Source organism: Novosphingobium sp., from assembly GCF_039595395.1.
Taxonomy (GTDB): domain Bacteria; phylum Pseudomonadota; class Alphaproteobacteria; order Sphingomonadales; family Sphingomonadaceae; genus Novosphingobium.
In genome coordinates this window covers 2,073,818-2,096,325 of record NZ_JBCNLP010000001.1, presented here as the reverse complement: position 1 = coordinate 2,096,325, position 22,508 = coordinate 2,073,818, and the positions used below count along the sequence as shown (strand labels likewise).

General features: G+C 63.6%; 16 protein-coding genes. 14 read left to right on the top strand and 2 right to left on the bottom strand.

Annotation, left to right across the window (positions count from 1 at the left end):
• The first annotated feature begins 23 nt into the window (after window positions 1–23).
• Genes ABDW49_RS09740 through ABDW49_RS09730 form a run of 3 tightly spaced genes read left to right on the top strand, consistent with a single transcriptional unit; the run spans window position 24 to window position 2,790 of the window.
• Complete coding sequence (locus ABDW49_RS09740) at window positions 24–740, top strand: SDR family oxidoreductase (protein WP_343611527.1); 717 nt, start codon at window positions 24–26, stop codon at window positions 738–740.
• Window positions 740–2,017 (top strand): L-fuconate dehydratase, encoded by a 1,278-nt coding sequence (locus ABDW49_RS09735; RefSeq protein WP_343611526.1) that lies wholly within the window; start codon window positions 740–742, stop codon window positions 2,015–2,017. Before ABDW49_RS09740 ends, ABDW49_RS09735 begins: the two co-directional genes overlap by 1 nt.
• Entirely contained in the window at window positions 2,014–2,790 is a 777-nt protein-coding gene (locus ABDW49_RS09730) for an SDR family oxidoreductase (RefSeq protein WP_343611525.1), read from the top strand. The genes ABDW49_RS09735 and ABDW49_RS09730 overlap by 4 nt, the downstream gene beginning before the upstream one ends.
• Window positions 2,791–2,826: 36 nt before the next feature.
• Here the strand turns inward: ABDW49_RS09730 and ABDW49_RS09725 are convergent, their stop codons facing one another.
• Window positions 2,827–6,624, bottom strand: a complete 3,798-nt coding sequence (locus tag ABDW49_RS09725; protein WP_343611523.1) for a LamG-like jellyroll fold domain-containing protein — start codon at window positions 6,622–6,624, stop codon at window positions 2,827–2,829.
• Window positions 6,625–7,099: 475 nt separating this feature from the next.
• Here ABDW49_RS09725 and ABDW49_RS09720 point away from each other — a divergent pair, with 475 nt between their 5' ends.
• From ABDW49_RS09720 to ABDW49_RS09705, 4 genes are all read left to right on the top strand, one after another.
• Entirely contained in the window at window positions 7,100–8,179 is a 1,080-nt protein-coding gene (locus ABDW49_RS09720; RefSeq protein ID WP_343611521.1) for a pectinesterase family protein, read from the top strand.
• 30 nt (window positions 8,180–8,209) lie between these two features.
• Window positions 8,210–8,545, top strand: a complete 336-nt coding sequence (locus ABDW49_RS09715; protein WP_343611519.1) for a hypothetical protein — start codon at window positions 8,210–8,212, stop codon at window positions 8,543–8,545.
• A 116-nt stretch (window positions 8,546–8,661) separates the two neighbouring features.
• Window positions 8,662–9,048 (top strand): hypothetical protein, encoded by a 387-nt coding sequence (locus ABDW49_RS09710; protein ID WP_343611518.1) that lies wholly within the window; start codon window positions 8,662–8,664, stop codon window positions 9,046–9,048.
• Between the two features lie 137 nt (window positions 9,049–9,185).
• A complete protein-coding gene (locus tag ABDW49_RS09705; RefSeq protein WP_343611517.1) occupies window positions 9,186–10,259 on the top strand; it encodes an aldose epimerase family protein in 1,074 nt (357 codons plus the stop codon).
• 3 nt (window positions 10,260–10,262) lie between these two features.
• On the opposite strand, the gene ABDW49_RS09700 is transcribed toward ABDW49_RS09705, so the two are convergent.
• Window positions 10,263–10,460, bottom strand: a complete 198-nt coding sequence (locus tag ABDW49_RS09700) for a hypothetical protein (RefSeq protein WP_343611515.1) — start codon at window positions 10,458–10,460, stop codon at window positions 10,263–10,265.
• A 273-nt stretch (window positions 10,461–10,733) separates the two neighbouring features.
• Here ABDW49_RS09700 and ABDW49_RS09695 point away from each other — a divergent pair, with 273 nt between their 5' ends.
• The 7 genes from ABDW49_RS09695 (at window position 10,734) to ABDW49_RS09665 (ending at window position 22,498) form a co-directional block, all read left to right on the top strand.
• A complete protein-coding gene (locus ABDW49_RS09695) occupies window positions 10,734–11,612 on the top strand; it encodes an ADP-polyphosphate phosphotransferase (protein WP_343611514.1) in 879 nt (292 codons plus the stop codon).
• A gap of 237 nt (window positions 11,613–11,849) precedes the next feature.
• Complete coding sequence (locus ABDW49_RS09690) at window positions 11,850–14,189, top strand: TonB-dependent receptor (RefSeq protein WP_343611512.1); 2,340 nt, start codon at window positions 11,850–11,852, stop codon at window positions 14,187–14,189.
• Window positions 14,190–14,463: 274 nt separating this feature from the next.
• Entirely contained in the window at window positions 14,464–17,241 is a 2,778-nt protein-coding gene (locus ABDW49_RS09685; RefSeq protein WP_343611510.1) for an EAL domain-containing protein, read from the top strand.
• 237 nt (window positions 17,242–17,478) lie between these two features.
• Entirely contained in the window at window positions 17,479–18,513 is a 1,035-nt protein-coding gene (locus ABDW49_RS09680) for a glycoside hydrolase family 5 protein (protein WP_343611509.1), read from the top strand.
• 205 nt (window positions 18,514–18,718) lie between these two features.
• Window positions 18,719–20,041, top strand: coding sequence for a hypothetical protein (locus ABDW49_RS09675; RefSeq protein ID WP_343611508.1), 1,323 nt, complete (start codon window positions 18,719–18,721; stop codon window positions 20,039–20,041).
• A gap of 31 nt (window positions 20,042–20,072) precedes the next feature.
• Window positions 20,073–21,134: an acyltransferase gene (locus ABDW49_RS09670; RefSeq protein WP_343611506.1), complete on the top strand. Its 1,062-nt coding sequence runs from the start codon at window positions 20,073–20,075 to the stop codon at window positions 21,132–21,134.
• Window positions 21,135–21,283: 149 nt separating this feature from the next.
• Entirely contained in the window at window positions 21,284–22,498 is a 1,215-nt protein-coding gene (locus ABDW49_RS09665; protein ID WP_343611505.1) for an acyltransferase, read from the top strand.
• Window positions 22,499–22,508 lie beyond the last annotated feature (10 nt).

Below are 22,508 nucleotides of genomic sequence, written 5' to 3'. Positions count from 1 at the left end.
GACTGAAAGGAAAAACCGCTCTCGTGACGGCCGCCGCCGCAGGCATCGGTCGCGCCGTGGCCGAGGCTTTCCATGCCGAGGGCGCCACCGTGCATGCCGTCGATCTGGATGGCGCCGGACTGGCCACGCTGGAGGGCGTCAACGCCCATGCCATCGATCTGCTGGACCTTGCGGCATTGGAACAGCTTGCCGCCGCGACCGGCCCGGTCGATATCCTGTTCAACGGCGCAGGAATGGTCGCCGTCGGCTCGGTGCTGGAATGCAGCGAAGAGGATTGGGAACGGTCCTTTGCGCTGAACGCCACCACCATGTTCCGGCTGATCAAGCTCTATCTGCCCGGCATGATCGCGGCAGGCGGCGGATCGATCGTCAATGTCGCCTCGGTGGCATCCTCGCTGATCGGCGTGCCGAACCGCTTCGCCTATGGCGCCAGCAAGGCCGCAATCATCGGGCTGACCAAAGCGGTCGCCGCCGATTTCGTGGCTCAGGGCATCCGCTGCAACGCCATCTGCCCCGGCACGGTGGAGAGCCCGTCCCTGCTCGCCCGTGTGCACGCCCATGCCGAGGCGGCCGGCATCAGCTTCGAGGAAAGCCACGCCCAGTTCAGCGCCCGCCAGCCGGTGGGACGACTGGGGCAAGTCTCGGAAATCGCCGCGCTGGCGGTGCATCTCGCTTCGGACGAGAGCCGCTTTACCACGGGCACAACAGCCGTCATCGACGGCGGATGGACGGTGATGTGATGACGAAGATTACCGGCCTGACGACGCTCGACATCCGTTTCCCCACCAGCGAAAGCCTCGACGGATCGGATGCGATGAACCCCGATCCCGATTATTCGGCGGCCTATGTCATCCTCGCCACCGATCAGCCGGGGCTGGAGGGGCATGGGCTGACCTTCACGATCGGGCGCGGCAATGAGATTTGCGTTGCCGCCATCGAGGCCTTGCGCCCCCTTGTGGCGGGCCTCGATCTGGCATGGATCGCGCAGGATCCGGGCCGCTTCTGGCGCCATATCACCGGGGACAGCCAGTTGCGCTGGATCGGGCCGGACAAGGGCGCGATCCATCTGGCGACCGGCGCGGTGGTCAATGCCGTGTGGGATCTCTGGGCCAAATCGGTGGGCAAGCCGGTGTGGCAACTGGTCGCCGGGATGAGCCCCGAGGAACTGGTGCGCGCCATCGACTTTCGCTACCTCACCGATGCTATCACGCCCGAGGAAGCACTGGACCTGCTGACCCGGCGCGCCGAAGGCAAGGCCGAGCGCATCGCCCATCTGCGTCGCGAGGGCTACCCCTGCTACACCACCAGCGCGGGCTGGCTGGGCTATTCGGACGACAAGCTGCGCCGTCTGGTTCAGGAAGCCGTCGATGAGGGCTTCACCCATGTAAAACTGAAGGTCGGCCGCGATCTGGAGGATGACATCCGCCGCCTGCGCATCGCACGCGAGGTGATGGGCCCCGACCGCAAGCTGATGATCGACGCCAATCAGGTGTGGGAGGTCGATCAGGCCATCGAGTGGGTCAATGCCCTCGCCTTCGCCGAGCCATGGTTTATCGAGGAACCGACCAGCCCCGACGATGTGCTTGGCCATGCCCGCATCCGCCGGAACATCGGCGCGGTGAAGGTGGCGACCGGCGAAATGTGCCAGAACCGCATCCTCTTCAAGCAGTTCATCATGGCTGGTGCCATCGATGTGGTGCAGATCGACGCCTGCCGCCTCGGCGGGGTGAACGAGATCCTTGCCGTGCTGCTGCTGGCCGCCAAATATGATCTGCCCGTCTGTCCCCATGCGGGCGGGGTGGGGCTGTGCGAATATGTCCAGCATCTCTCGATGATTGATTATCTGTGCTTTTCGGGAACGCAGGAGGGGCGCGTGGCCGAATATGTCGACCATCTGCATGAGCATTTCCTCCAACCCTGCGTCATCCGCGATGCCGCCTATGTGGCGCCCGAGGCGCCGGGCTTCTCCATCGAAATGCGCGCGGAGAGCTTGCGCGATTACCGGGTGCACGCATGAAGCTGGGGCTCGATGGCAAAGTCGTCATCGTCACCGGCGGCGGAGCAGGGATTGGCGGGGCAATCTCCACCGTGCTGGCAGAAGAGGGCGCGATCCCCGCGATCATCGGGCGCAGCCCGTTGCAGCCGGATTTTGAAGCAAGGCTGCGCGCCCTGCAACCCGAGCTGATCTTCATTCAGGCCGATCTCACCGACGATACCGCCTGCAAAAGCGCCATCGCCGCCATTGCCGCGCATGGTCATGGCATCCATGGTCTGGTTAACAATGCGGGAACCAACGATGGGGTGGGGCTGGACAAGGGCACGCAAGCTTTTACCGCCTCGGTGCAGGCCAATCTGGCGCATTATTATGGCATGGTGCACCACTGCCTGCCCCATCTGCGCGAGAGCCGGGGCGCCATCGTCAACATCTCATCCAAGACGGCGCTGACGGGCCAAGGCGGCACCAGCGGCTATGTCGCGGCCAAGGCGGCGCAACTGGGGCTGACCCGCGAATGGGCCGCCGCGCTGCTGCCCGATGGGATCAGGGTCAACGCCGTGCTGCCCGCCGAGGTGATGACGCCGCTCTACGAAAGCTGGCTCGACAGCTTCGACGATCCTCAGGCCAAGCTGGAAAGCATCACCAGCAAAATCCCGCTGGGCCAGCGCATGACCGAGGCGCGCGAAATCGCCGATATGGTGGTCTTTCTGCTGTCGGAGCGTTCCTCACACACCACAGGGCAGTGGATCGTGCCGGATGGCGGCTACACCCATCTCGACCGGGCGCTGACCTGACAAGACGGGCGCGGTGTTGCCGCGCCCGCCCCGCCCTTACTTCTCGGCAGGCACCGTCACCTTGTTGTTCAGCATGGTAATTTCCGGCGCATCGCCGGGCAGCGCCACGCGGACAGTCAGCCCCTTGCGGGCGATCACCGGGTTCAGGGTGAAGCGCAAGGTCTGCGTCTTGGGCAGCAGGTCAGTCGGCGCGGGCAAGGATCCCAGCGGCTGCGAGGCCAGCACCGCACCATCCGCGCCCAGCAGTGTCACCGTGCCGCCGCCGGTGGCGACAGCGCCAAGGCTGTGCACCGTCACCTCCACCTTGCCCCCGGCGACCTTCACATCATCCTGCCCGATGCCCAGATCGGGGCGCTGGTCGACCGGCGTGCCGGCTTTCACCAGCTTCAGTTCGATCGTGGTTTCGCCACCGGCCGCAAATTGCACCGGCACGCTGGCGCTGCGCTCCAGCCTGACGGTGACCGGCGTGCCCTGCCCGACCTGCATGCTCCATTCGCCGGGCGGGATATCCCAGGTGGACATGGTGGCTTGCTGGATATGGTCAGTGGTGTTCCACCCCTTGATGCGGATATGATCGGGCGTGGTGCTGCTGACGAGCAGAGCCACCTTGTCGCCGGCATCGGGCTCAGCAAAGCGCCAACTCACCAGATTGCCGGGCCAATATTGCCCGCGCACAAGAGCAACGCCGCCCAGACGCTCACGCTGCAGAATGTCGGAAGGCGTTTCCACACGATCGGACCACCAGTGGCCATCGGTCATCATGCCCATGCGCTGGGTCTTTTCGACGATGGCCTCTTCATGCAGCTTTTCCAGCGAGGCGGTGTCGCCCGTCTTCAGCCATGCCGCATAGCGCCCGAAGCCGCCAGTGCTGGACGGCGAAGCCTTCGCCAGCAGAGCCGCACCATCGGGCAATTGCGCAAAGCCATTGCCATCGAACTGGTTCAAGGCATTCAGCCCGCCCTTGGCAAGGATCGTATCGATGGGGCGCAGATAGCGCGTATCGCCCGTCAGCCGCCACGCCGCCCAGGCCGCCTGAGGCGGCAGCGAGGCCCCGCCGCCGTCGCCCACCCGCTCTTCATCGCTGCGCCAGTTGATGTCGTTGGGGAACTGCCAAAGCCCCTTGGCGTCCTGCTTGCCATGAGCCAGCAGGCCATCCATCAGCCCCGTCACCAGCCCCTTCGCCGCCGGATTGCCATTGTAGAGCCCGACCAGAATGGGCCCATGCACCACCGAGAAGGAATAGGGCTTCTGCCATTCCCAAGGCCCTTCGCGGTAGATCTTGCGCGCCCCGTACCAGTTGCTGGCGAAATGCATATGGCCCGTCGGGTTCTTCAGGATCACCGACTGGAGCGCCTTGGCCGTCTCCATCAGCCGCTCGACAGCTTTGGGCTCGCCCCAGTTGAGGTAAAGTCGCTCGCCGTTGGAGTTGAGCCCTTCCTCATAGGCGTGAAGCTCATCGGTGGTGATATAGCCAAGGCCATTCACGATCATGCCGTTCTTGTAGACGGCATCGGACAGAGCCCGCACCGAGGCATTAATCTTGTCGGGCTCGACACCCATCAGCGCCAGGCCCGGCCATTGCTGCACAAGATCGGTGTCATCCGAAATGCCGCCGCCGAAATCGCCATAGGGCACCTGCCGCTCGTCGATCCACCAGTTCACGAAATGGCGCACCAGCCCCAGATCCTGCAACTGCCGCGCGGCCCATCCCGGCACGCCTTGCGGAATGGCGGGCAGCGCGACCTTCGGCAGATTTTCCGGGCGATAATCGATGTCGGCCCAATAGGTGCGGCCCTCGACATTGTCGGGATCGACGCGCAGCAGATCGGTCACATCGCCATGCAGCCGGGCATAGAGCCCTGCGCGCATCGAGGCGGTGTGTTCCTCGACCAGATAAGCCCAGTTGTCCTTCACCTGCTGCAGGCGGTCGGCGACATGCTCCTTGATGGCCTCGTCGCGCGGCTTGAAGATCAGGCGGATTTTCGTGCCATCGAGCGAGGCGGCGTTGAAATCCGCCGCGCCCGAGGCGACGGTCAGATAAAGGCTGTCGTTCGAAAGGATGCGGTCGCGCAGATCGAGCCACAGCGTGTGCGCCTCGCCGGGCTTCACCGAGACCGAGACGTCGATCATATCGCGCTGCGGCCAGATCGGGTCCTTGATGCGGATGTTGAGCGGGATCAGCCCGGACTTTCCGGGCGTGACATGCAGCGCGGGCAGATCGATGGCCACGCCGTCCAGCCCGTCATGCATGTTCTGCCAGCCATAGTCCCAGGCGCGGGCCAGCGGCTGATCGGCTTTGGCCTCGCCGAAGCTGGCGGGGATTAGGATATGAACGATGGGGTCGGGGTGAGCGGGCAGCGCATTGGCCCCCCCGCCCCCGGCAGAACCGGCGCCCACCGCCGCCTTTACGCCGCCCGCAGGCATGGCCAGCACGGTGCTGCGTTCATTGGCCGGATAGCGCCCGGCGATAAAGTCGTTGAGCGAGGCCAGCGGCGCGATCCGGGGCGACAGGCGCGAATCCACCGCATAGCTCAGCTTGAAACTGCCCTCTGGCTCCTTGCCTGCGCCGACGTCATAGGCCCAGATCTCCTGGATCGGCTGCTCCTGCATCTCGTTGGTGAAGGAGAGCGTGCCGCCCTGCTTTTGCGCAAAGCTGGTCACGCTGCGCACCACGCCCTTGGGTCTTTGCGCCAGCAGGCTGGCCTTGCCATCCGCACCTGACCAGTCGAGGCGGCCATAGGCGGCGCCCCGGATTTCCACGCGGTTAACCTGCTCGCCGGGGGGCACGGTCAGGTCATAGCGTTTGCCGCCCTCGACATAGACGTTCCAGTCGGGCAGCTCGAAATAATCGTCGCGGCCCGGCAAGCGGGAGCGGTTGTAGACGCCCGGCCATGTGGTTTCGGCGATGCCGTCGACGCCTTTCCACATCCGCTCCTTCATATCCTTCGCGTCGGCAAATTCGACCTTGCGGATGCTTGTGGTTCCGGACTCCAGCGCGGGCGGATCGCCCTGATCCCAGCCATAGCGATGCAGCCATGCAATACGCTGGGCCGAGGCATCGGGTGCGGGCGCCGCGCGCACCTCGCCCTTGGCGGCCAGAGCGGCGATGTCGGGCGTATCGAGCATGCGATCATAGACCCGGATCTCGTCCAGATCGCTGCCGCGCGTGAAATTGTAGCGGCTCTGCACCTGATGCGGGGACAGCACGCGCCCGGCCATGCCGAAGCCGTCGAGTCCGCTGTCCAGATCGGCCTTCTGGTCCTTGCGGGCGACTTCATGGCCATCGACGAACAGGCGCACGCCCTGCGTCTCGTCCCAGGCGAAGGCGATATGCTCCCATGCGGTGGGCGACGGGGCCTGAGGGATGGTCCATGACACGCGAAGACGCGAGAGATTGGCGTCGGTGACAAAGGCGTCGAAGCCATGACCGTTCCAGTCGATGCGCAGGAAGGCCATGTCCCAACTGGTGTGATCGGCAAAGCCTGCGCGGAAGATCACGAAGGGCGCCTCGCCCACCGGCGTGCGTGAGCGCCAGAAGAAGGAGAGCGTACCACGCGCCGCCTGCATGTTGCCCGGCGCCTTCCAGGCGACATAGCCGTCATCGGCCCAGCGCGCCGCGCCGCCCATGGCGCCATCGGGCGTGATGGTGACGCCGCTGCGGAAATTGGGGATGGCGTCGCCGCCCGCGACATCGGCGCGGAAATCATGGTCAAGCGAGGCACGGAACAGCAGGCCGTCAGCATGTGGCTCGACCTTATCGGGCGATGCCATGGCAGGGGCGGTATAGCTCGCCAGCGCCAATGCCAGAAGCGATGCGGTGACCAGAGGCCTCATCCAAGTGTCCTTTCCCAACCCCGGCGAGCGGGTGATCATTTCATGTTTTTATGCCTCTCCATAGGACTGGAAACCGGTGTCATCAACCAGAGATGCGCTATGGAGGTTGGAAAAATCGGCCTTGCGCGCATGGCGGACAGCAGGCCGCGCCGGGGGCATCGAGATGACATTTGCCCAAAACGTGCAAAGGAGAACGATAAATCAGCATGATAATCGATATGATCGCGCATAAAGGGGCACAGCAAACTGATCGAAAATTGATAGAGATGTCGTTTTACCGCCTCGATGGCAGCAACCTCGCCCCGCCAATCTCTGCAAAGGTAACCGCTAGACATTCGTGTCGATTGCGAAGAAGAATGCTGACACACTCAGCACCAGGAGGGGACATGATGGAAGCGCACATGCCAATCAGCCCTCTTGTGTCCACGCGGCCGACACAATGAGCCTTCCCGATATCCCGTTCAGCCGACGCGCAATGTCCATGGGCCTGCTGGCTCTGGCTGGCAGACCCGCACTGGCGCTGGGCAGAGGCCCTTTCGATGCCGTGGTCGAACAGGCAGCCTCATCGCAGAGCGGACGCCGCTTTGCCGGACTGCAACAAGCCATCGACGCCGCCCCAACCGATGGCAAGCTGCCCTATCGCATCTTTCTGGGCCCCGGCACATGGCAAGCCGCCTTCCTGATCGACCGCCCCAGGGTGCAGTTGATCGGCGCCGGCGTTCAAGCCACACGCCTGATCTTCGCGGCGGGCGCGGGCCAGATCGCCCCGGACGGTAAACCCTATGGCACCTTTCGCACCGCGGCACTGAAGATCACCGCACCCGATGTGCATCTCTCCGGCCTCTCCATCGAGAACAGCTATGATGCCGTCACCGAAATGCACAAGCCCAACGGACTGAAAGCCGATCTGCCCGGCAGCCAGCAGGCCATCGCCCTGACGCTGGACGGCGACACCGATCGCGCCGTGATCCGTGACTGCCACCTCGCCAGCCATCAGGACACGCTCTATTGCGCGCGGCGGCGGGCGCTGTTCACCAGCTGCAGCATTCTGGGCAGCTATGACTTTATCTTCGGCGGCGCTGCGGCCCGCTTCGAAGGCTGCACCATCGTCTCGCGCCCCCGCGTCGAGCCGGTCGAGGGGTGTATTGCCGCCCCCAGCACCCTGCTCGATCAGGCGGCAGGCTTGGTCTTCGACGGTTGCGACCTGACCGCTCAGCCCGGCGTGCCCGATGGCAGCGTATTTCTCGGTCGCCCATGGCGCGCCTCGACGATGGTCGGGGGCAAGCGGATCGGCGATCCACGCTCGGTGGGGATGGCAGCCTATCTGCGCTGCCGGATTGGGCGCCATATCGCGCCCTCGGGCTGGACCCGCATGTGGTACACCGGCGCTGACGGCAATCCACGTACCTTCTTCGAACCCGAGGACGCCCGTTTTGCCGAGTTCCACAACATCGGGCCCGGCGCTCAGGGCACAAGACGCGGCAAGCAGTTGAGCGCGCAGCAGGCCGATGCCCTGTCGCGCGCTGCCATGTTCGGCGACTGGCATCCGGGCTGATCAGCCTTACCCCAGACCGGAGTTGCACGGATGAAGCACGTCCTTTCCGGTCTTGCCTCCACCGCCGCCCTGATGGGAGCGCCAGTTACCCAGGCCCACCAGGCCGCGCCCGAGCCGCCCAAGCCCGCCGTGCCGCGCGAAATGCCCAAACGCATCCAGCCGTCCAAGATCATCCTGGTCGGCGATTTCACCACCGCCGTCTTCGGCGGCTGGGGGCCGAGCTTCTGCGCCGATCATGTGACGGCCTTTGCCGTCTGCCTCAATGTCGCGCGCGGCGGGCGCAGTTCGCGCACCTATATACAGGAGCCTGGGACATCGCCCTGCGTGAGGCTCAGACAAAAGGCTATCAGCATGTCTGGGGGCTGATCCAGTTCGGCCACAACGACCAGCCGGGCAACAGCCGCTCCACCGAGCTGGCGCAGGAGTTCCCCGGCTACATCCGCCGCTATGTCGAGGATGCGCGTGAGGCAGGAGCCACCCCGGTGCTGGTCACGCCGCTGACGCGCCGCATGTTCAGGGACGGCAGGCTGGTCAATGATCTGGCGCCATGGGCCGATGCCATTCGCACTGTCGCCGCCGAGATGAAATGCGCCCTGATCGACCTCAATGTTGACAGCGCCACCGCCGTTCAGGCGATGGGGCAAACGGAAGCCGACACGCTGGCCGAACTGCCGCGTGGATCAACACCCACCGACCAGACGCCTGCGCGCGCCCAGACCGAGGTCAACGTGCTGCCCACCGCCCAGCCACGCCAGTCTTTCGACAGCACGCATCTGGGACGGAAAGGCGCCGACCTCTTCGCCGCGATGGTCGCGCGCGAACTGGCCGCCAACGTGCCAGAGATGCGCCCGCTGCTGGTTGTGAACTGACAGCAGACCCTCCCTTGGGTGGTCGCTATCGCACTCCCCGGTCGCCACCTCTTTTTGCCTGCCGCGCCCCTTGCGTCACGCGCATCGGGCAGCCTAGGATGAGCAAGCTTTCCCCCTCATCCCCATAAGGCATCATCATGGCTTCCCCTGTCTTTCTGCGTGAAACCGCCGCCCTGCTCGATGACGGACGCGTGATCGAGGCCATCACGCTGGGCCGCCCCGATGGCGTCCATGCCCGCATCCTGACCTATGGGGCCACGCTGCAGACCTACGCTATTGCAGATCGCGCGGGGCAGTATGAGGACATCCTGCTGGGTTTCGACGACCCCCTCGATTATCACCGCCATCGCAACTGGCTTGGGGTGACGGTGGGGCGCTATGCCAACCGTATCGCCGGGGCCAGTTTCACGCTCGATGGCGTGACCTACAGCCTCGACCGCAACAATGGCGAGAACACGCTGCATGGCGGCGATCACGGCTTCGACTGCAAGCTGTGGCAGGTGGAGGATGGTGGAGAGGGTCCCAACCCATGGGTCGCGCTGCGTCTTGAATCCCCCGATGGCGAGGGCGGCTTTCCCGGCCATGTCACCGCGCGGGTGCGCTATGAACTGGCACCCGATGGCGCGCTGACCATCGAAATGAGCGCCACCAGCGATCGCCCCACGGTGATCGCCATGACCCAGCATCCGCTCTTCAATCTGGCGGGCGGCAGCAGCGCGGACAGCGCCCTGACCACCGTGCTGACAATCCCGGCCTCGCGCTTCACCCCGGTCAACCCGGATCTGATCCCCAATGGCGAGTTGCGCCCAGTCGCGGACACGCCGTTCGATTTCCGCCAGCCGCGCGCGGTCCGCGATGCCGTGGCCCAGCCCGATGAGCAATTGCGCCTTGCCGGGGGCATCGACCACAATTTCGTCATCGATGCAGGTGAGACCGAGACCCCCAAGCCCGTCGCCCGGATCAGCCATGCCGGCAACGGGCGCCAGCTCGACATGCTCTCCACCGAGCCGGGGCTGCAGGTCTATGGCGGCAATGTGTTTGACGGCACGCTGCGCGGCAAGGGCGGCACGCCCTATCAGGCCGGAGCCGGTGTGGCGCTTGAACCCCAGAAATTCCCCGACACGCCCAATCAGCCGCATTTCGGTTCGGCACGGCTCGATCCGGGGCAGACCTATCGCCATCGCATGGTGCTGGTGCCCTCGCTGGCGTGATGGTCAGCCCTTGCCGTCATGAGCTGACCGGGTCGAGGGCGTTTCGGAAGGGGTGAACCCCATCCTGGCCAGATGATCCATCATCGACTGGGCATCGGCTGTCGCCTTCGCTTTCGATCCGGGATGGCGCAGCATCTCGAGCGCGGAGCGCGCCAGACCCTGGGCCTTGGCAGCCAGCCTGTGCCATTGAAGGAAGGTCACGATCACTCCTCTCGAAGGCCGGTGATCCGCCTTGCGGCGGCGCTCCGGCCTTTCGCCATGAATGTCTGTTTATAGAGAGGCAAACCTCCATCACCGCGATGGTTCCATCTCCGCGCCTCCTTCACCAAGCGGCAAAACCGGCTTCACCTGCGACAAATCGCGGAAGACAGGCATGATTTTAGGGGTATAGATGGTCGGCAGGCACAGAGAGGCTCAGGCCCGGACCAGACGCGCATCGGCTCGCCCCTTCCTCTCGCGCGCAAGGAGATGCCGATGAAAATTCGCCTCAAGGATTACCGCATTGCTCCGGGCGAAGAGGTCGACCTCAAGAAGCGCAAGACGCTGGTGAAACCTGCCTATCGCTCGAAGGACGATTATCGCGAGATCCTGGCCGATCATGTCGCGCGCCTGAGCGACCTGCAGCAGCGCCATTATGCCGCCAACAGCTATGGCGCGCTGGTGATCTTTCAGGCGATGGATGCCGCCGGCAAGGACGGGGCGATCCGCCATGTGATGTCGGGCGTCAATCCGCAGGGCTGCAAGGTTTCCAGCTTCAAGCATCCCAGCGCGATCGAGGCGCAGCATGACTTCCTGTGGCGCGCCACCCGCGAACTGCCCGAGCGCGGCCAGATCGGCATCTTCAACCGCTCCTATTACGAGGATGTTCTGGTGGTGCGCGTGCATCCCGAGATCCTGGAGGGACAGGGCGTGCCCGAGCACCGCTATCGCAACGATACGCTGTGGGAGGAACGCTATCGCTCGATCCGCGATTTCGAGAAGCATCTCCACGCCAATGGCACGCGCATCGTGAAGATCTTCCTCCATTTGTCGAAGGAGGAGCAGCGCAAACGCTTCCTCGCCCGCATCGACGAACCGGACAAGAACTGGAAGCTGAGCCCCTCGGACGTGGTGGAGCGCAAGTTCTGGAAGGATTATCGCAAGGCCTATGAAGGCGCGATCAGCGCGACCAGCAGCGCCGAGGCGCCCTGGTATGTCGTGCCCGCCGACGACAAGGAAAATGCGCGACTGATCGTCTCGCAGATCGTGCTCGATTTGCTTGAAGGGCTGAAACCCGCCTTCCCGACCGTGACCGCCGACCGGGAAGCGCAATTGCAGGCCATTCGCGCCGATCTGGTGGCGGAGGAGGAGTAACGCCGGGGCCCCTTTTTGGGCACTTCCGCAATGCCCACAGCAAATGCGGCAAATTTACAACACTTTGCGACGACCTATGCCGCACATGCGAACCGTCACAAAGTTGCCATAAAAATGTCATCCACGCCCCTTAATCGCGAGGCATCGACCTTGGTGGCCCATCCGCCCGGCTTTCACGCCGGTGGATCGCGGCTGCCATAAGGTGCTGATCGATATCAGACAGGGGACTTAATTCAGATGACCATCACCCGCTCCGCCGCCTTGAGCGCGGCCAGCATGCTTGTGCTCGCCTGGGCGCCCGTCGCTCACGCACAGACCGCCCCCGCTCCGGCCGAACAGGCCGACACGCCCGGCGACATCGTGGTGACCGCGCAGCACCGCAAGGAAAGCAACCTCACCGTTCCCATCACCCTCTCGGTGGTGAGCAACGAGCAGATGAGCGACTACGCCTCGGGCGGCGGTGACACGCTGATCAAGCTGTCGGGCCGCGTGCCCAGCCTCTATTCGGAATCGACCACGGGCCGCATCTTCCCGCGCTTCTACATCCGTGGCCTGGGCAACATCGACTTCTACCTCGGCGCCTCGCAGCCGGTGTCGCTGATCCAGGACGATGTGGTGGAAGAGCATGTCGTGCTCAAGTCCAACCCGATCTATGACGTGGGCGACATCGAAGTGCTGAAGGGTCCGCAGGGCTCGCTCTTCGGGCGCAACACCACGGCGGGCATCATCAAGATCGCCAACGCCGCCCCCACGCCCGAGTGGAAGGCCCATGCCACCGCTTCGTGGGGCACCTACAACAGCGTCAATCTGGAAGCCGGCGTCGGCGGCCCGCTGAACGCTGACAAGACGCTGATGTTCCGCGCCTCGGGCCTGTACCAGCACCGCGACAACTGGATCAGCAACAACTACACCGGCCCCAGCGACGATGGCACCACCCCCGGCAAGAACGTCATGGGCGGCTTCAACGAGCGCGACGGCCGCCTGCAGCTGCTGTGGCAGCCCGACAGCGACACCAGCGTGAAGCTGGAAGGCCACTATCGCCACTATGACGGCAGCGCGACGGTCTTCTATCGCCAGTCGGTGGTGCAGGGCAGCACCAAGCCCGCGCTCGGCCTGAACCTGCGCGCGGTGAATTACGCCGAGGGCAACAACAATCCCCAAGCCTATGACACCCATGGCGAGCAGCTGAAGATCGACCACAAGTTCGGCGGCGTGACGCTGACCTCGATCTCGGCACTCGAGCATGTGCAGGGCTACAGCCGTGGCGACACGGACGGCGGCGCGGCTGCCGCCTATGGTGCCAACGCTCCGGTCTGCACGCCCTCGGCGGCCAATCCCTATGCCGGTTGCGGCCAGTCGATGGGCCGCGTGGCCGGTCTGACCCAGCTGACGCAGGAAGTCCGCCTGTCGAGCGCCGACAATGGCAAGTTCAAGTGGCAAGTCGGCGGCATCTACTTCGACTCGCGTGACGACACGCAGTTCTATCAGCGCGCCTTCTTCCTGCAGAACAACGCGCTGGGCACCGCCCCCAACCCCAACAACTGGGTGCAGCTGCACAACATCAACACCAGCTGGGGCCTGTTCGGCCAGGGCACCTACAACATCACCCCGGCCTGGAGCGTGACCGGCGGCGTGCGCGTCACCAACGACACCAAGAGCACCGCTCTGGTGACCCCGCCGCGCACCGTGACGGGCGCCTCGACCTTCCCGGTCACGGCACCGACCTATGTCCGCATGTCGGACACGCAGCCGAGCTGGGATATCTCCACGCTCTATCGCCTGGACAACAACGTCAGCTTCTATGCCCGCGTGGCGCGCGGCTTCCGTGGCCCGACCATTCAGGGTCGTTCGGCAGTGTTCAGCTCGCCCTTCACCACGGCCAAGTCGGAAACCAACACCTCTTACGAGGCTGGTCTGAAGAGCGTGTTGTTCAACAACCACGGCCACTTCAACCTCACCGGTTTCTACTACAAGGTGAAGAACATCCAGCTCAACGGGCAGGACAGCAACGGCAGCGGCGTGCTCTTCAACGCCAATCAGGCGCAGGGCTATGGCGCCGAGGCCGAGTTCGACGTGCGCGTGCAGAACCTGACCCTGAACGCCGGCCTTTCGGTGCTGCACACCGAGGTGGACGATCCCAACGTCTACGCCCAGGTCGGCGCGGTGGGCGGCGTTCCGGCGGCCACCATCCTGAACCGCACGGTGACCACGGCGGGCGGCGTCTTCGCGCAGATCGACAACAACGCTCTGCCCGATGCGCCCAGCTACAACCTCAACTTCGGCGCGCGCTATGACCTGCCGATCGGCCCCGGCAAGGCCTTCGTCTCGACCGACTGGACGCTGCAGGGCAGGATCTCGCTCACGCCTTACAAGACGGTGGAATACACCACCAACGGCACCTACGAGGGCGCTCTGCGCGTGGGTTACGAGTGGAAGAACTACTCGGCCTCGCTCTTCGTGCGCAACCTGACCAACACGCGCAATCTGATCGGCGTGCTCGACACCAACTGGTATCGCGCTGGCGCCTACAACGATCCGCGTATCATTGGCGCGACGCTGACCGCCAAGATCCGCTAAGTATCAAACCAGACAGGCCGCCTTATGCGGTGCTGAGATCGAGGGGGCTTCTTCGGAAGCCCCCTTTTTCGTGCCCATTGCTGGTCCGCCCAAAATAATCCAGGCCCGCCAGATATGGTTTATTTTTAAAAACCATGATTTTTCAGTGACGACATTCCAATCCTTAACAACATCTGCCGATACCGGACTGAACTTATCCTGAAACCGCCTAGAGCCGCTCAAGGCAATCTTAACGGCGGATCGCCATCGTGGCGGCCAGACAAAGCCGCGATGTATGCCGATGCTTTCCAGCCTGTTTCAGCAGATTACGCATAGTCCTGACGCCATGCTCAAGGAGCAGTACAGCAATCTGCGCGCGCAGATTCCGCTGATGTACGGACTTATGCTGGTCAATGCCTGCTTTCTGGGTATCGCCACCTATGGCGAGGTGCCCTTTGTCACCGGCCTTGGCATTCCTGTCGTGCTGTGTCTGGTCATCCTGGTGCGCATGATCGTCTGGCTGACCCGGCGCCGCGAGGACATCCGCCCCGGCCAGATCCGCCGCTATCTCTATGGCACCACACTGGGGGGCGCGGGGTTGAGCGCAGCTTTCGGCGGCTGGGGCCTGCTGCTGCTGCATGAAGCTCCGGCGATGCGCAGCACGGCCATCTCGCTCTATGTCTTCGTCGGCGCGATCTGTGCCTGCTATTGCCTTCAGGCACTGCCCATAGCCGGCTGGCTGGTGCTGCTCTGCGGCGCCCTGCCTGTCACCATCCGCCTGCTGTTTTCGCATGACTGGTATTCCATCGGCATCGGCTGGACCTTCATTCTGGCCGCGGCAGTGCTGCTCAAGACCCTGTCGAACAGCTTTTCCGCCTTCAAGGAGCTGCTGCAGTCGCGCTCGGACATGGGGGCGCTGATCGCGGCGCTGGAACACAGTCAGGAGCATTACCGGCATTCGGTGGATCTCAACCCGCAGATTCCCTGGCTGGCCGACGCCAACGGCCATCTACTCGAGATCAGCCCGCGCTGGTGCGCCCTTACAGGCATGACGGTGAAGGAGGCGCTGGGACTGGGCTGGGCCACGGCGGTTCATCCCGACGATCTGCCCGGCGTGGAAAAGATCTGGGAACGTGCCCTGACCACGGGCGACGCGCGCTATGCCGATGTGCGTTATCGCCTGAAGCAGAAGGACGAGACCTATCGCTGGTATCGCGCCCGCGCCTTTCCCCGGCGCGACAATGCGGGCGCGATCCTCTCATGGTACGGCAGCCTTGAGGATATCGAGGAGCAAGTGCTGGCCGAAAGGGCCCTGCAGGACAGCGAGGAGCGTTATCGCCTTGCCTCGCTGGCCTCCAACGACATCATTCTCGACATTGCCCTCGACTATGACCGCATCGACTGGGGCGGCGCCACGGCAACCATCTTCGGCCATGAGGGCATTGTCGGGGGTACATCGCGCCGCTGGTGGATCCAGCGCATCCATCCCGAGGACCGGCCGATGGTGCTGGCGCGGCTCAAGCATCTGTCGGATGCCAGCATTTCCCTCTGGCGGCAGGAATTCCGCTTTCAGGCCGCCGACCGCACCTATCTCACGCTGATCGCGCGCGGCCATGTGGTGCGCGATGCCCATGGCGCCCCGCAACGCCTGATCGGCACGCTTCAGGATGTCACCGCCCGCAAGCGCGATGAGGACCAGTTGCGCTGGGCCGCCCATCACGATCCGCTGACGCAATTGCCCAACCGCGTGCTTTTCGCTGAAAGGCTGGAGGAAGCCCTGCGCGAAGCCCGGCTGAACCGCCGCCATGCCGGCTTGATCCTGCTCGATGTCGACCGCTTCAAATCGGTGAATGACAGTCTGGGCCATGATGCGGGCGATTGCCTGCTGCGTGAGGTTGCGGTGCGCCTGACCCGCTGCGCGCCCTTCTCTGCCACGGTGGCGCGGCTGGGCGGCGACGAATTCGCCATCATCCTGCCCGACCTGCCCAGCCCCGAGGCGCGCAACCGTATCGCGGAAAGGCTGTTCTCTCAGGTTGGCGGCCCCATGCTGTACGAAGGGCGGCAGATCGATGTCAGCCTGAGCATCGGTTCGGCCGTCGCCTTCAACGATGGCGAAACGCCCGAGGATCTGCACCGCAGCGCCGATCTGGCGCTCTATGCCGCCAAGGATGAGGGGCCGGGCCATATCCGCGCCTTCAGCGGCGATCTGCGCGAGGCCGCCGCCCGCCAGAGCCAGATGCTCACCGATGCCCGAGCGACCTTGCGCGACGATGGCATCGTGCCTTTCTACCAGCCCAAGGTGTTGCTCAGCTCGGGCATCTGCGTCGGTTTCGAGGCCTTGCTGCGCTGGCATGATCGGGGGCTGCGCTCGCCCGGCGGCATTCAGGCGGCATTCGACGATCCGGGCCTGTCGGTTCAGCTCACCGACCGCATGCTCGACCGCGTGATCGCCGATATGGTTTCATGGCGCCAGCGCGGCATCGCCTTCCACAGCGTGGCGGTCAATGGTTCGGCGGGGGATTTCATGCGCGGCGATTTTGCCGACCGCATCCTCAGCCGCCTGCATCAGGCCAATCTGCCGGCCTCCGCCATCGAACTGGAGGTGACCGAGAGCGTCTTTCTGGGCCAGTTGGTCGAGAATGTCAGCAAGGCGCTCAACACGCTGTCGCGCGAGGGGGTGACGATTTCACTCGACGATTTCGGCACAGGCTATGCCTCGCTGACCCATCTCAAGCAGTTCCCGGTGGACTCGCTCAAGATCGACCGCTCCTTCGTCTCGATGCTGGGCATGGTCGAGACCGAGGATGCCGCCATCGTCGGGGCGGTGATCGATCTGGCGCATAATCTGGGCATCCGCACCGTGGCCGAGGGCATCGAGACGCCCGAACAGCTCTCTCATCTGGCGGTGAAAGGCTGCGACATCGGCCAGGGCTTCCTGCTGGGCAGGCCGATGGCGGCCAAGCAGGTGGTCGAGGCGCTCAGCACATGGGACCCGGCACGGATCAGTGCCCTGTGCGGCACAGCGGACTGGATGGAGGCCGCGCGAAGCAGCCATCGCGACAGGTTCGCCTGAAGCGAAAGATAGCTGAAGCGGGACTGAACCATGTGACAAACCTGCTCTTTTGCTTCCTGCCCGAAGCGTCTGGCCGCCGGATGATGAGCGGTCTGGCGCAAGCCGGAAACGGCTTGGCTTTCTCGCCTGACGCTGGATCGCGCTATTCACATCCGGTCGCGATATCGGGGCGGCTGGGCGCCTTCGATTGCCGCCAAATACGTTGCAACGCAGCATGGATCGCCGTATAAAAATTCCATGCAAAAACACTCGCGCCGCAGCTTCGTATCAGGCATGGCCCTGTCAGGATTGACGGCCGGTGGTCTGGTGGACATTCCTCTGCTGGGGGCCTCCTCCGCGATGGCCCAGACAGGCAGCGGGCGAGGCCTTCTGCTCGGGGTCAATTTTGCCGGGGCGGAGTTCAACGCGATCGGCGGGCGATGGCACTGGCCCAAGCTCGACAATCTGCAATATTATCTGGGCAAAGGCTTCCGCATCTTCCGCATCCCCTTCCTGTGGGAGCGGCTGCAACCCCAATTGCATGGCGAGCTTGATAACGACGCCCTGTCGGGCCTCGAAACGATCCTCGGCATGCTGGAACAGGCCGGCGCCATCGCCCTGCTCGATGCCCATAATTACGGCAGGCGTCAGGGGCAGATCATCGGTGATCCGGGCTCCCCGGTGGACATCGGCGCCTTTGCAGATTTCTGGGGGCGGATGGGTGCCCGCTACCGCTCGCGGCGCCTCGTCTGGTACAATCTGATGAACGAGCCGCATAGTCAGGACCCGCAGACCAACCTCATGGCACAGAACGCGGCCTGCAGGGCGATCCGCGCCGCCGGAGCGACAACCAAGGTGCTGTTTTCAGGCATTGCCTGGACGGGTGGCCATTCGTGGATTTCCAGCGGCAATGGCCAGGTGATGCTGGGCGCGCGCGATCCAGCGAACAATTACGCTTTCGACGTGCACCAATATCTCGACAAGGGCTTCGGTGGGTCGAGCGAGATCGCCATCCCCGGTGTCGGCGCGCATATCCTGACCGCCGTCTATCAATGGGCCAGCGCCAATGGGAAGAAAATCTTCCTTGGCGAATTCGGCACCGGCCCCAGCCCGGCCTCTGTGGCCGAGCTGCATGCGATGATCGACTTCATGGCGGCCCATCAGGATGTGTTTATCGGCGGGACCATGTTTGCCGGTGGCGGCACCTGGGGCCGCAATCCCAAGTCCGCGGATCCGATCGACGGCGTCGACAAACCTCAGACGATGCTGCTGCGCCAGTATTTCAACCGCTGAACGCAGATCAGCCTGGCGGACAAAACCTCCCGGCAAAACCCTGAAACCGTTCATCCGTTTTTCAGAACGGCATATCGCCCCTTCACGCCATCGCCACGACCGTATAACCACGCAGCCGATTGAATTTTTCCGCAACAGCGAACAGACTGCATTAACCACCGCCTGCGGTGCCAGAAACAGATGGACGGACAGACACAGGATGGTGATGCTAAGAACTGCACCTCGCAATCGCGAAGCCATGCTGCTCAATCTGGGCGCGGTGTCGAACGTCCCGACGCGGGCTCAGACAAGGCGGGCCCGACTGTGCTTTGCAGCCGTGGCGCTGTCCATGTTGCTCAATTTCTTTCTGGCCTTTCTCAACACGCATGGCGTGGCGATGAACGAGGGCAAGGTCACCATCATCCAGATCGCGGTGACCGGGCTGAGCGGCTGCCTGCTGCTGACCCGCGTCGCTCAGGCGCGGGCGGTGCCGATCATCACGCTGGCCGTGCTGATCGTGACGCTGATCGTGATGAACCTGATCAAGACGCCCAACCCCAAGGCCTTTTACGATTGCCTGATCGTGCCGCTTTACATCGGCGTCGGCGCCTCGGCCTATGGGGTGCGCGACAGGTGGATGAGCTGGCTGTTCTGGTTCGTGGTCATCATCGTCGCGATGGAGGCCCTGCTGCCCACCATCTATACCGCCATCGTCAATGCCGGTGACTATTTCCGCGCCACGCGCGCCTGGGTGGCCAGCACGGCGGCGAACAAGGCCACGCAAGACGGGCTTTACGCCGGCGCCTATCGTGGCGGCGGCACCTCGGCCTTCTCGATGATCGATCACCGCGCGGGCGGGCCCTTTCTGGAACCGCTGTCGCTCGGCTATTTCTCCGTGCTGATGACGATCTATTTCTCCGGGATGCACAAGGGTGGCTTTTTTTACCGCGCCATCGCGGTGATCGCCTGTCTGGTGCTTTCGATGGCCTCGGATTCGCGCGCTGCCTCGGGCCTGCTGTTGCTGTGCGCGCCCTTGCTGTTCGCCCGGCTCAAGCTGCCCTCCATTCTTATGTGGGTCGCCAGCCCCATCCTGCTCTTTATCGCTTGGTTTTACTACACACATCACACGGGCGATGGCGGAGAGCTGTATTATCGCATCTCGTTGACCTTCGATGGTCTTGCCGGTTCCAATGTCTGGGAAATGCTGGTTGGCGATGTGAACACCGAGCATGCCAATGACAGCGGCTTCCTCTATCTGACCTATAATTTCGGGTTGGTGGGCGTCTTCCTTGCGGTGTTTTACTACAGCGGGCTTTTCACGCGCCAGAGGGGCTCGAACCCCTCGCTCTTCATCTGCTTTTCCCTGCTGGCCACGCTGACCCTGCTTTTCGGAGGGGCCTTGCTCTCGATCAAGAGCGCCAGCCTGATGGGCTTCCTGGTCGGCATGGCCGGTCGCGCCCCCGAGGAGGTGGTGGAGGATGAAGAGGAAGGAGAGGATCTTCCTCAACCCCTGCCCCTCGGCCGACGCCCCGCCAAGATGCTGGCATAAACTGAATTTCACCAGGAGCATGGGTTTCCCGATGACGACAGCTTCGATCAAGGCGAGTGCGGAAGACCATGGCGTGCCGCCCCGCGAGGTCGTGCGCGGTCTCGACACGCTTCGCTTCGTGACGGCGATGTGGGTGGCCTTTTCGCATGGCGCCCGCTTTCCCATCGATCAGGTGCTGCAGCCCACCGGCGTCATCAACAAGATGCTCTATGCGCTGGTCAACACCACCTTCAACGGCACGGCGGCGGTCAGCGTTTTCTTCGTCATCTCCGGCCTGCTGATCCATGGCGGAAATGTCGGCAAGAGCCGGGTCGACATGCTCTCCTTCTGGACGCGCCGCGCCGTGCGCATCGGGCTGCCGCTCGGCGTGGTGCTGATCCTGGCGCAAGTGCTGGGCGGCGATTATGGCGAGAGGCTCAGCCATGTGCTGTGGTCGGTCTATGCCGAGCTGATCTATTACGGGCTCTATCCCTTCGTGCTGCCGATCATCTTCCGCTTCGGCATGGGGCGGGTGCTGCTGGTCTCGCTGGCGATTTCGCTGGGGATGCTGCTGCTGTTGAAACCGGATGCGCTCTATCTCTGGGAATTCGGCCATCAGCTCAACTGGCTGTTCTGCGCGCCGCTGTGGCTGATGGGATGCTATCTGGCGGAAAACCGCCAGCGCATCACCGCCATGTCGCGGCGCCTGCCAATCTGGGGCCTGCGCCTGGGCGCTGTCGCCTATTGCTACATCTCGACCGTGATGCTGGCGCATATGGGCCGCTTCTCGATCGGCTACACCTGGACGATCTGGATCTTCGGCCTGTTCTGCATGGTATGGCTGGCGGCGGAAATCGCGCGCGGCACCGGCAAGCAGACAATCGGCTGGATGGAGCGTTTCGGCATCGCGGGCTACAGCATCTATCTGACGCATCCTTTTGCGGTCAATGCGGTCAAGCAGAACCTTACGGCACTGGGCCCGCTGGCGCATTGGCTGGCGGTTCTCGCGGCCATCGGCATCGTCACCACAGTGTTCTATCACGCTGTCGAATGGCCCGCTCACCAGCTTGCCCGCCGCCTCGGCCGTCGCAGACCCGCCGTCAAACCGGCGTAACGCCCTGCCAGAGCGGCAGACGGACAAGGTTACACGCATTCCGGACCGCCATTTGTGTTGCATCGCAGCACGAGCGCAGGCATGTATTTCTACAGATCGATTTACAATCCTGTGGATCGGGGTCTCGTCGCATGCCGACGGACGACATCATGACCATTCCAGCATCGCACGGACGGAACAGCGCCATGGCCGAAAGCAAGAAAACCGCGTCCAACCAGATTTATGGGTTGGACCTGCTGCGTTTCGTGGCCGCACTTTTCGTGGTGATGTTTCACCTGACCTACGGTTTCTGGGCCGATGGCAGGCAATCGGGCGAGATGTCGGAGCGGACCTTCCACGTCTATGCTCCGCTGGGCGAACATTTCGCCATCGGCTGGATCGGTGTGCAGATCTTCTTCGTCATCAGCGGCTTCGTGATCGCCTATACCGCCAATGGCCGCAGCCCGATGTATTTCATCCGCCGCCGTTTCCTGCGATTGCTGCCAGGCATCTGGGCCTGCTCGCTGCTGTCGGTGCCTTTCCTGCTCGCCCTGGGCATGCCGGTGAAGGAGATCGCCTTCCGCATGGTCAATTCGGTGCTGATCCTGCCCTTTGTCGCCCATGTGGCAAACTCCTATTGGACGCTGCCGATCGAGATGTGCTTCTACACGGCCATCTTCGCGATCATCCTCACCAACAATTTCAAGCATCTGGAAAATTTCGCCGCGCTCCTTATCGGCTGGAGCGGCTTTTTCTGGATCGGCCATTTCACCGTGCCCCAGCACAACATGCTGCTCTCGGCGCTGTTCGGCATGAACAAGCTGACCCAGCTTGTGCTGCTGCAATATGCCGCCTTCTTCGCGCTGGGGATCCTGATCTGGCTGAACTTCAAATTCGGCCTCACGGCGCGCCGGGCCGCGCTGGTCGCGGTGGCGGTCGTCATCGATGTGGTCGCCATTCTGGGCGAGACCCAGAAATCCAGCCAGTGGTTCGCCGATCAGCAGAGCTTTGGCGTGGCGGTCTCGATCTGGGCCGTGTCGCTGCTGTTCTTCGTCTTCTCGATCTATCGCAACGACCTGTTCGACAGGATGAGCCCCCGGCTGAAGATCGCCATCCGCTGGATCGGCCTGTCGACCTATCCGCTCTACCTCATCCACCAGCCCTTTTCGGAGCCGGTGCTGGGCGCTCTGCTCAAGCAGGGCTTCAACCCCTGGGCCGTGCTCGCCTTTGGCCTTGGCGCCAACATCGCGCTGGCACTTGGCATCGCCATCTATCTCGAGCCGCTGCTGCGCGATCGCTTCGAGGTGATCGCCGATCGCCTCTTCACCTATCTGCCGGTGGAGAAATGGGGTCTCAACCGCTATCGCGACCCGCTGGATATCTGACGCGACCTGC

What these genes read in the sequence shown, in the direction of transcription:
- ABDW49_RS09735 (WP_343611526.1), top strand. Translation starts at nt 740, where the DNA reads ATGACGAAGATTACCGGCCTGACGACGCTCGACATCCGTTTCCCCACC.
- ABDW49_RS09730 (WP_343611525.1), top strand. Translation starts at nt 2,014, where the DNA reads ATGAAGCTGGGGCTCGATGGCAAAGTCGTCATCGTCACCGGCGGCGGA.
- ABDW49_RS09725 (WP_343611523.1), bottom strand. Translation starts at nt 6,624, where the DNA reads ATGAGGCCTCTGGTCACCGCATCGCTTCTGGCATTGGCGCTGGCGAGC.
- ABDW49_RS09720 (WP_343611521.1), top strand. Translation starts at nt 7,100, where the DNA reads ATGTCCATGGGCCTGCTGGCTCTGGCTGGCAGACCCGCACTGGCGCTG.
- ABDW49_RS09715 (WP_343611519.1), top strand. Translation starts at nt 8,210, where the DNA reads ATGAAGCACGTCCTTTCCGGTCTTGCCTCCACCGCCGCCCTGATGGGA.
- ABDW49_RS09705 (WP_343611517.1), top strand. Translation starts at nt 9,186, where the DNA reads ATGGCTTCCCCTGTCTTTCTGCGTGAAACCGCCGCCCTGCTCGATGAC.
- ABDW49_RS09695 (WP_343611514.1), top strand. Translation starts at nt 10,734, where the DNA reads ATGAAAATTCGCCTCAAGGATTACCGCATTGCTCCGGGCGAAGAGGTC.
- ABDW49_RS09690 (WP_343611512.1), top strand. Translation starts at nt 11,850, where the DNA reads ATGACCATCACCCGCTCCGCCGCCTTGAGCGCGGCCAGCATGCTTGTG.
- ABDW49_RS09685 (WP_343611510.1), top strand. Translation starts at nt 14,464, where the DNA reads ATGCCGATGCTTTCCAGCCTGTTTCAGCAGATTACGCATAGTCCTGAC.
- ABDW49_RS09680 (WP_343611509.1), top strand. Translation starts at nt 17,479, where the DNA reads ATGCAAAAACACTCGCGCCGCAGCTTCGTATCAGGCATGGCCCTGTCA.
- ABDW49_RS09675 (WP_343611508.1), top strand. Translation starts at nt 18,719, where the DNA reads ATGCTAAGAACTGCACCTCGCAATCGCGAAGCCATGCTGCTCAATCTG.
- ABDW49_RS09670 (WP_343611506.1), top strand. Translation starts at nt 20,073, where the DNA reads ATGACGACAGCTTCGATCAAGGCGAGTGCGGAAGACCATGGCGTGCCG.
- ABDW49_RS09665 (WP_343611505.1), top strand. Translation starts at nt 21,284, where the DNA reads ATGACCATTCCAGCATCGCACGGACGGAACAGCGCCATGGCCGAAAGC.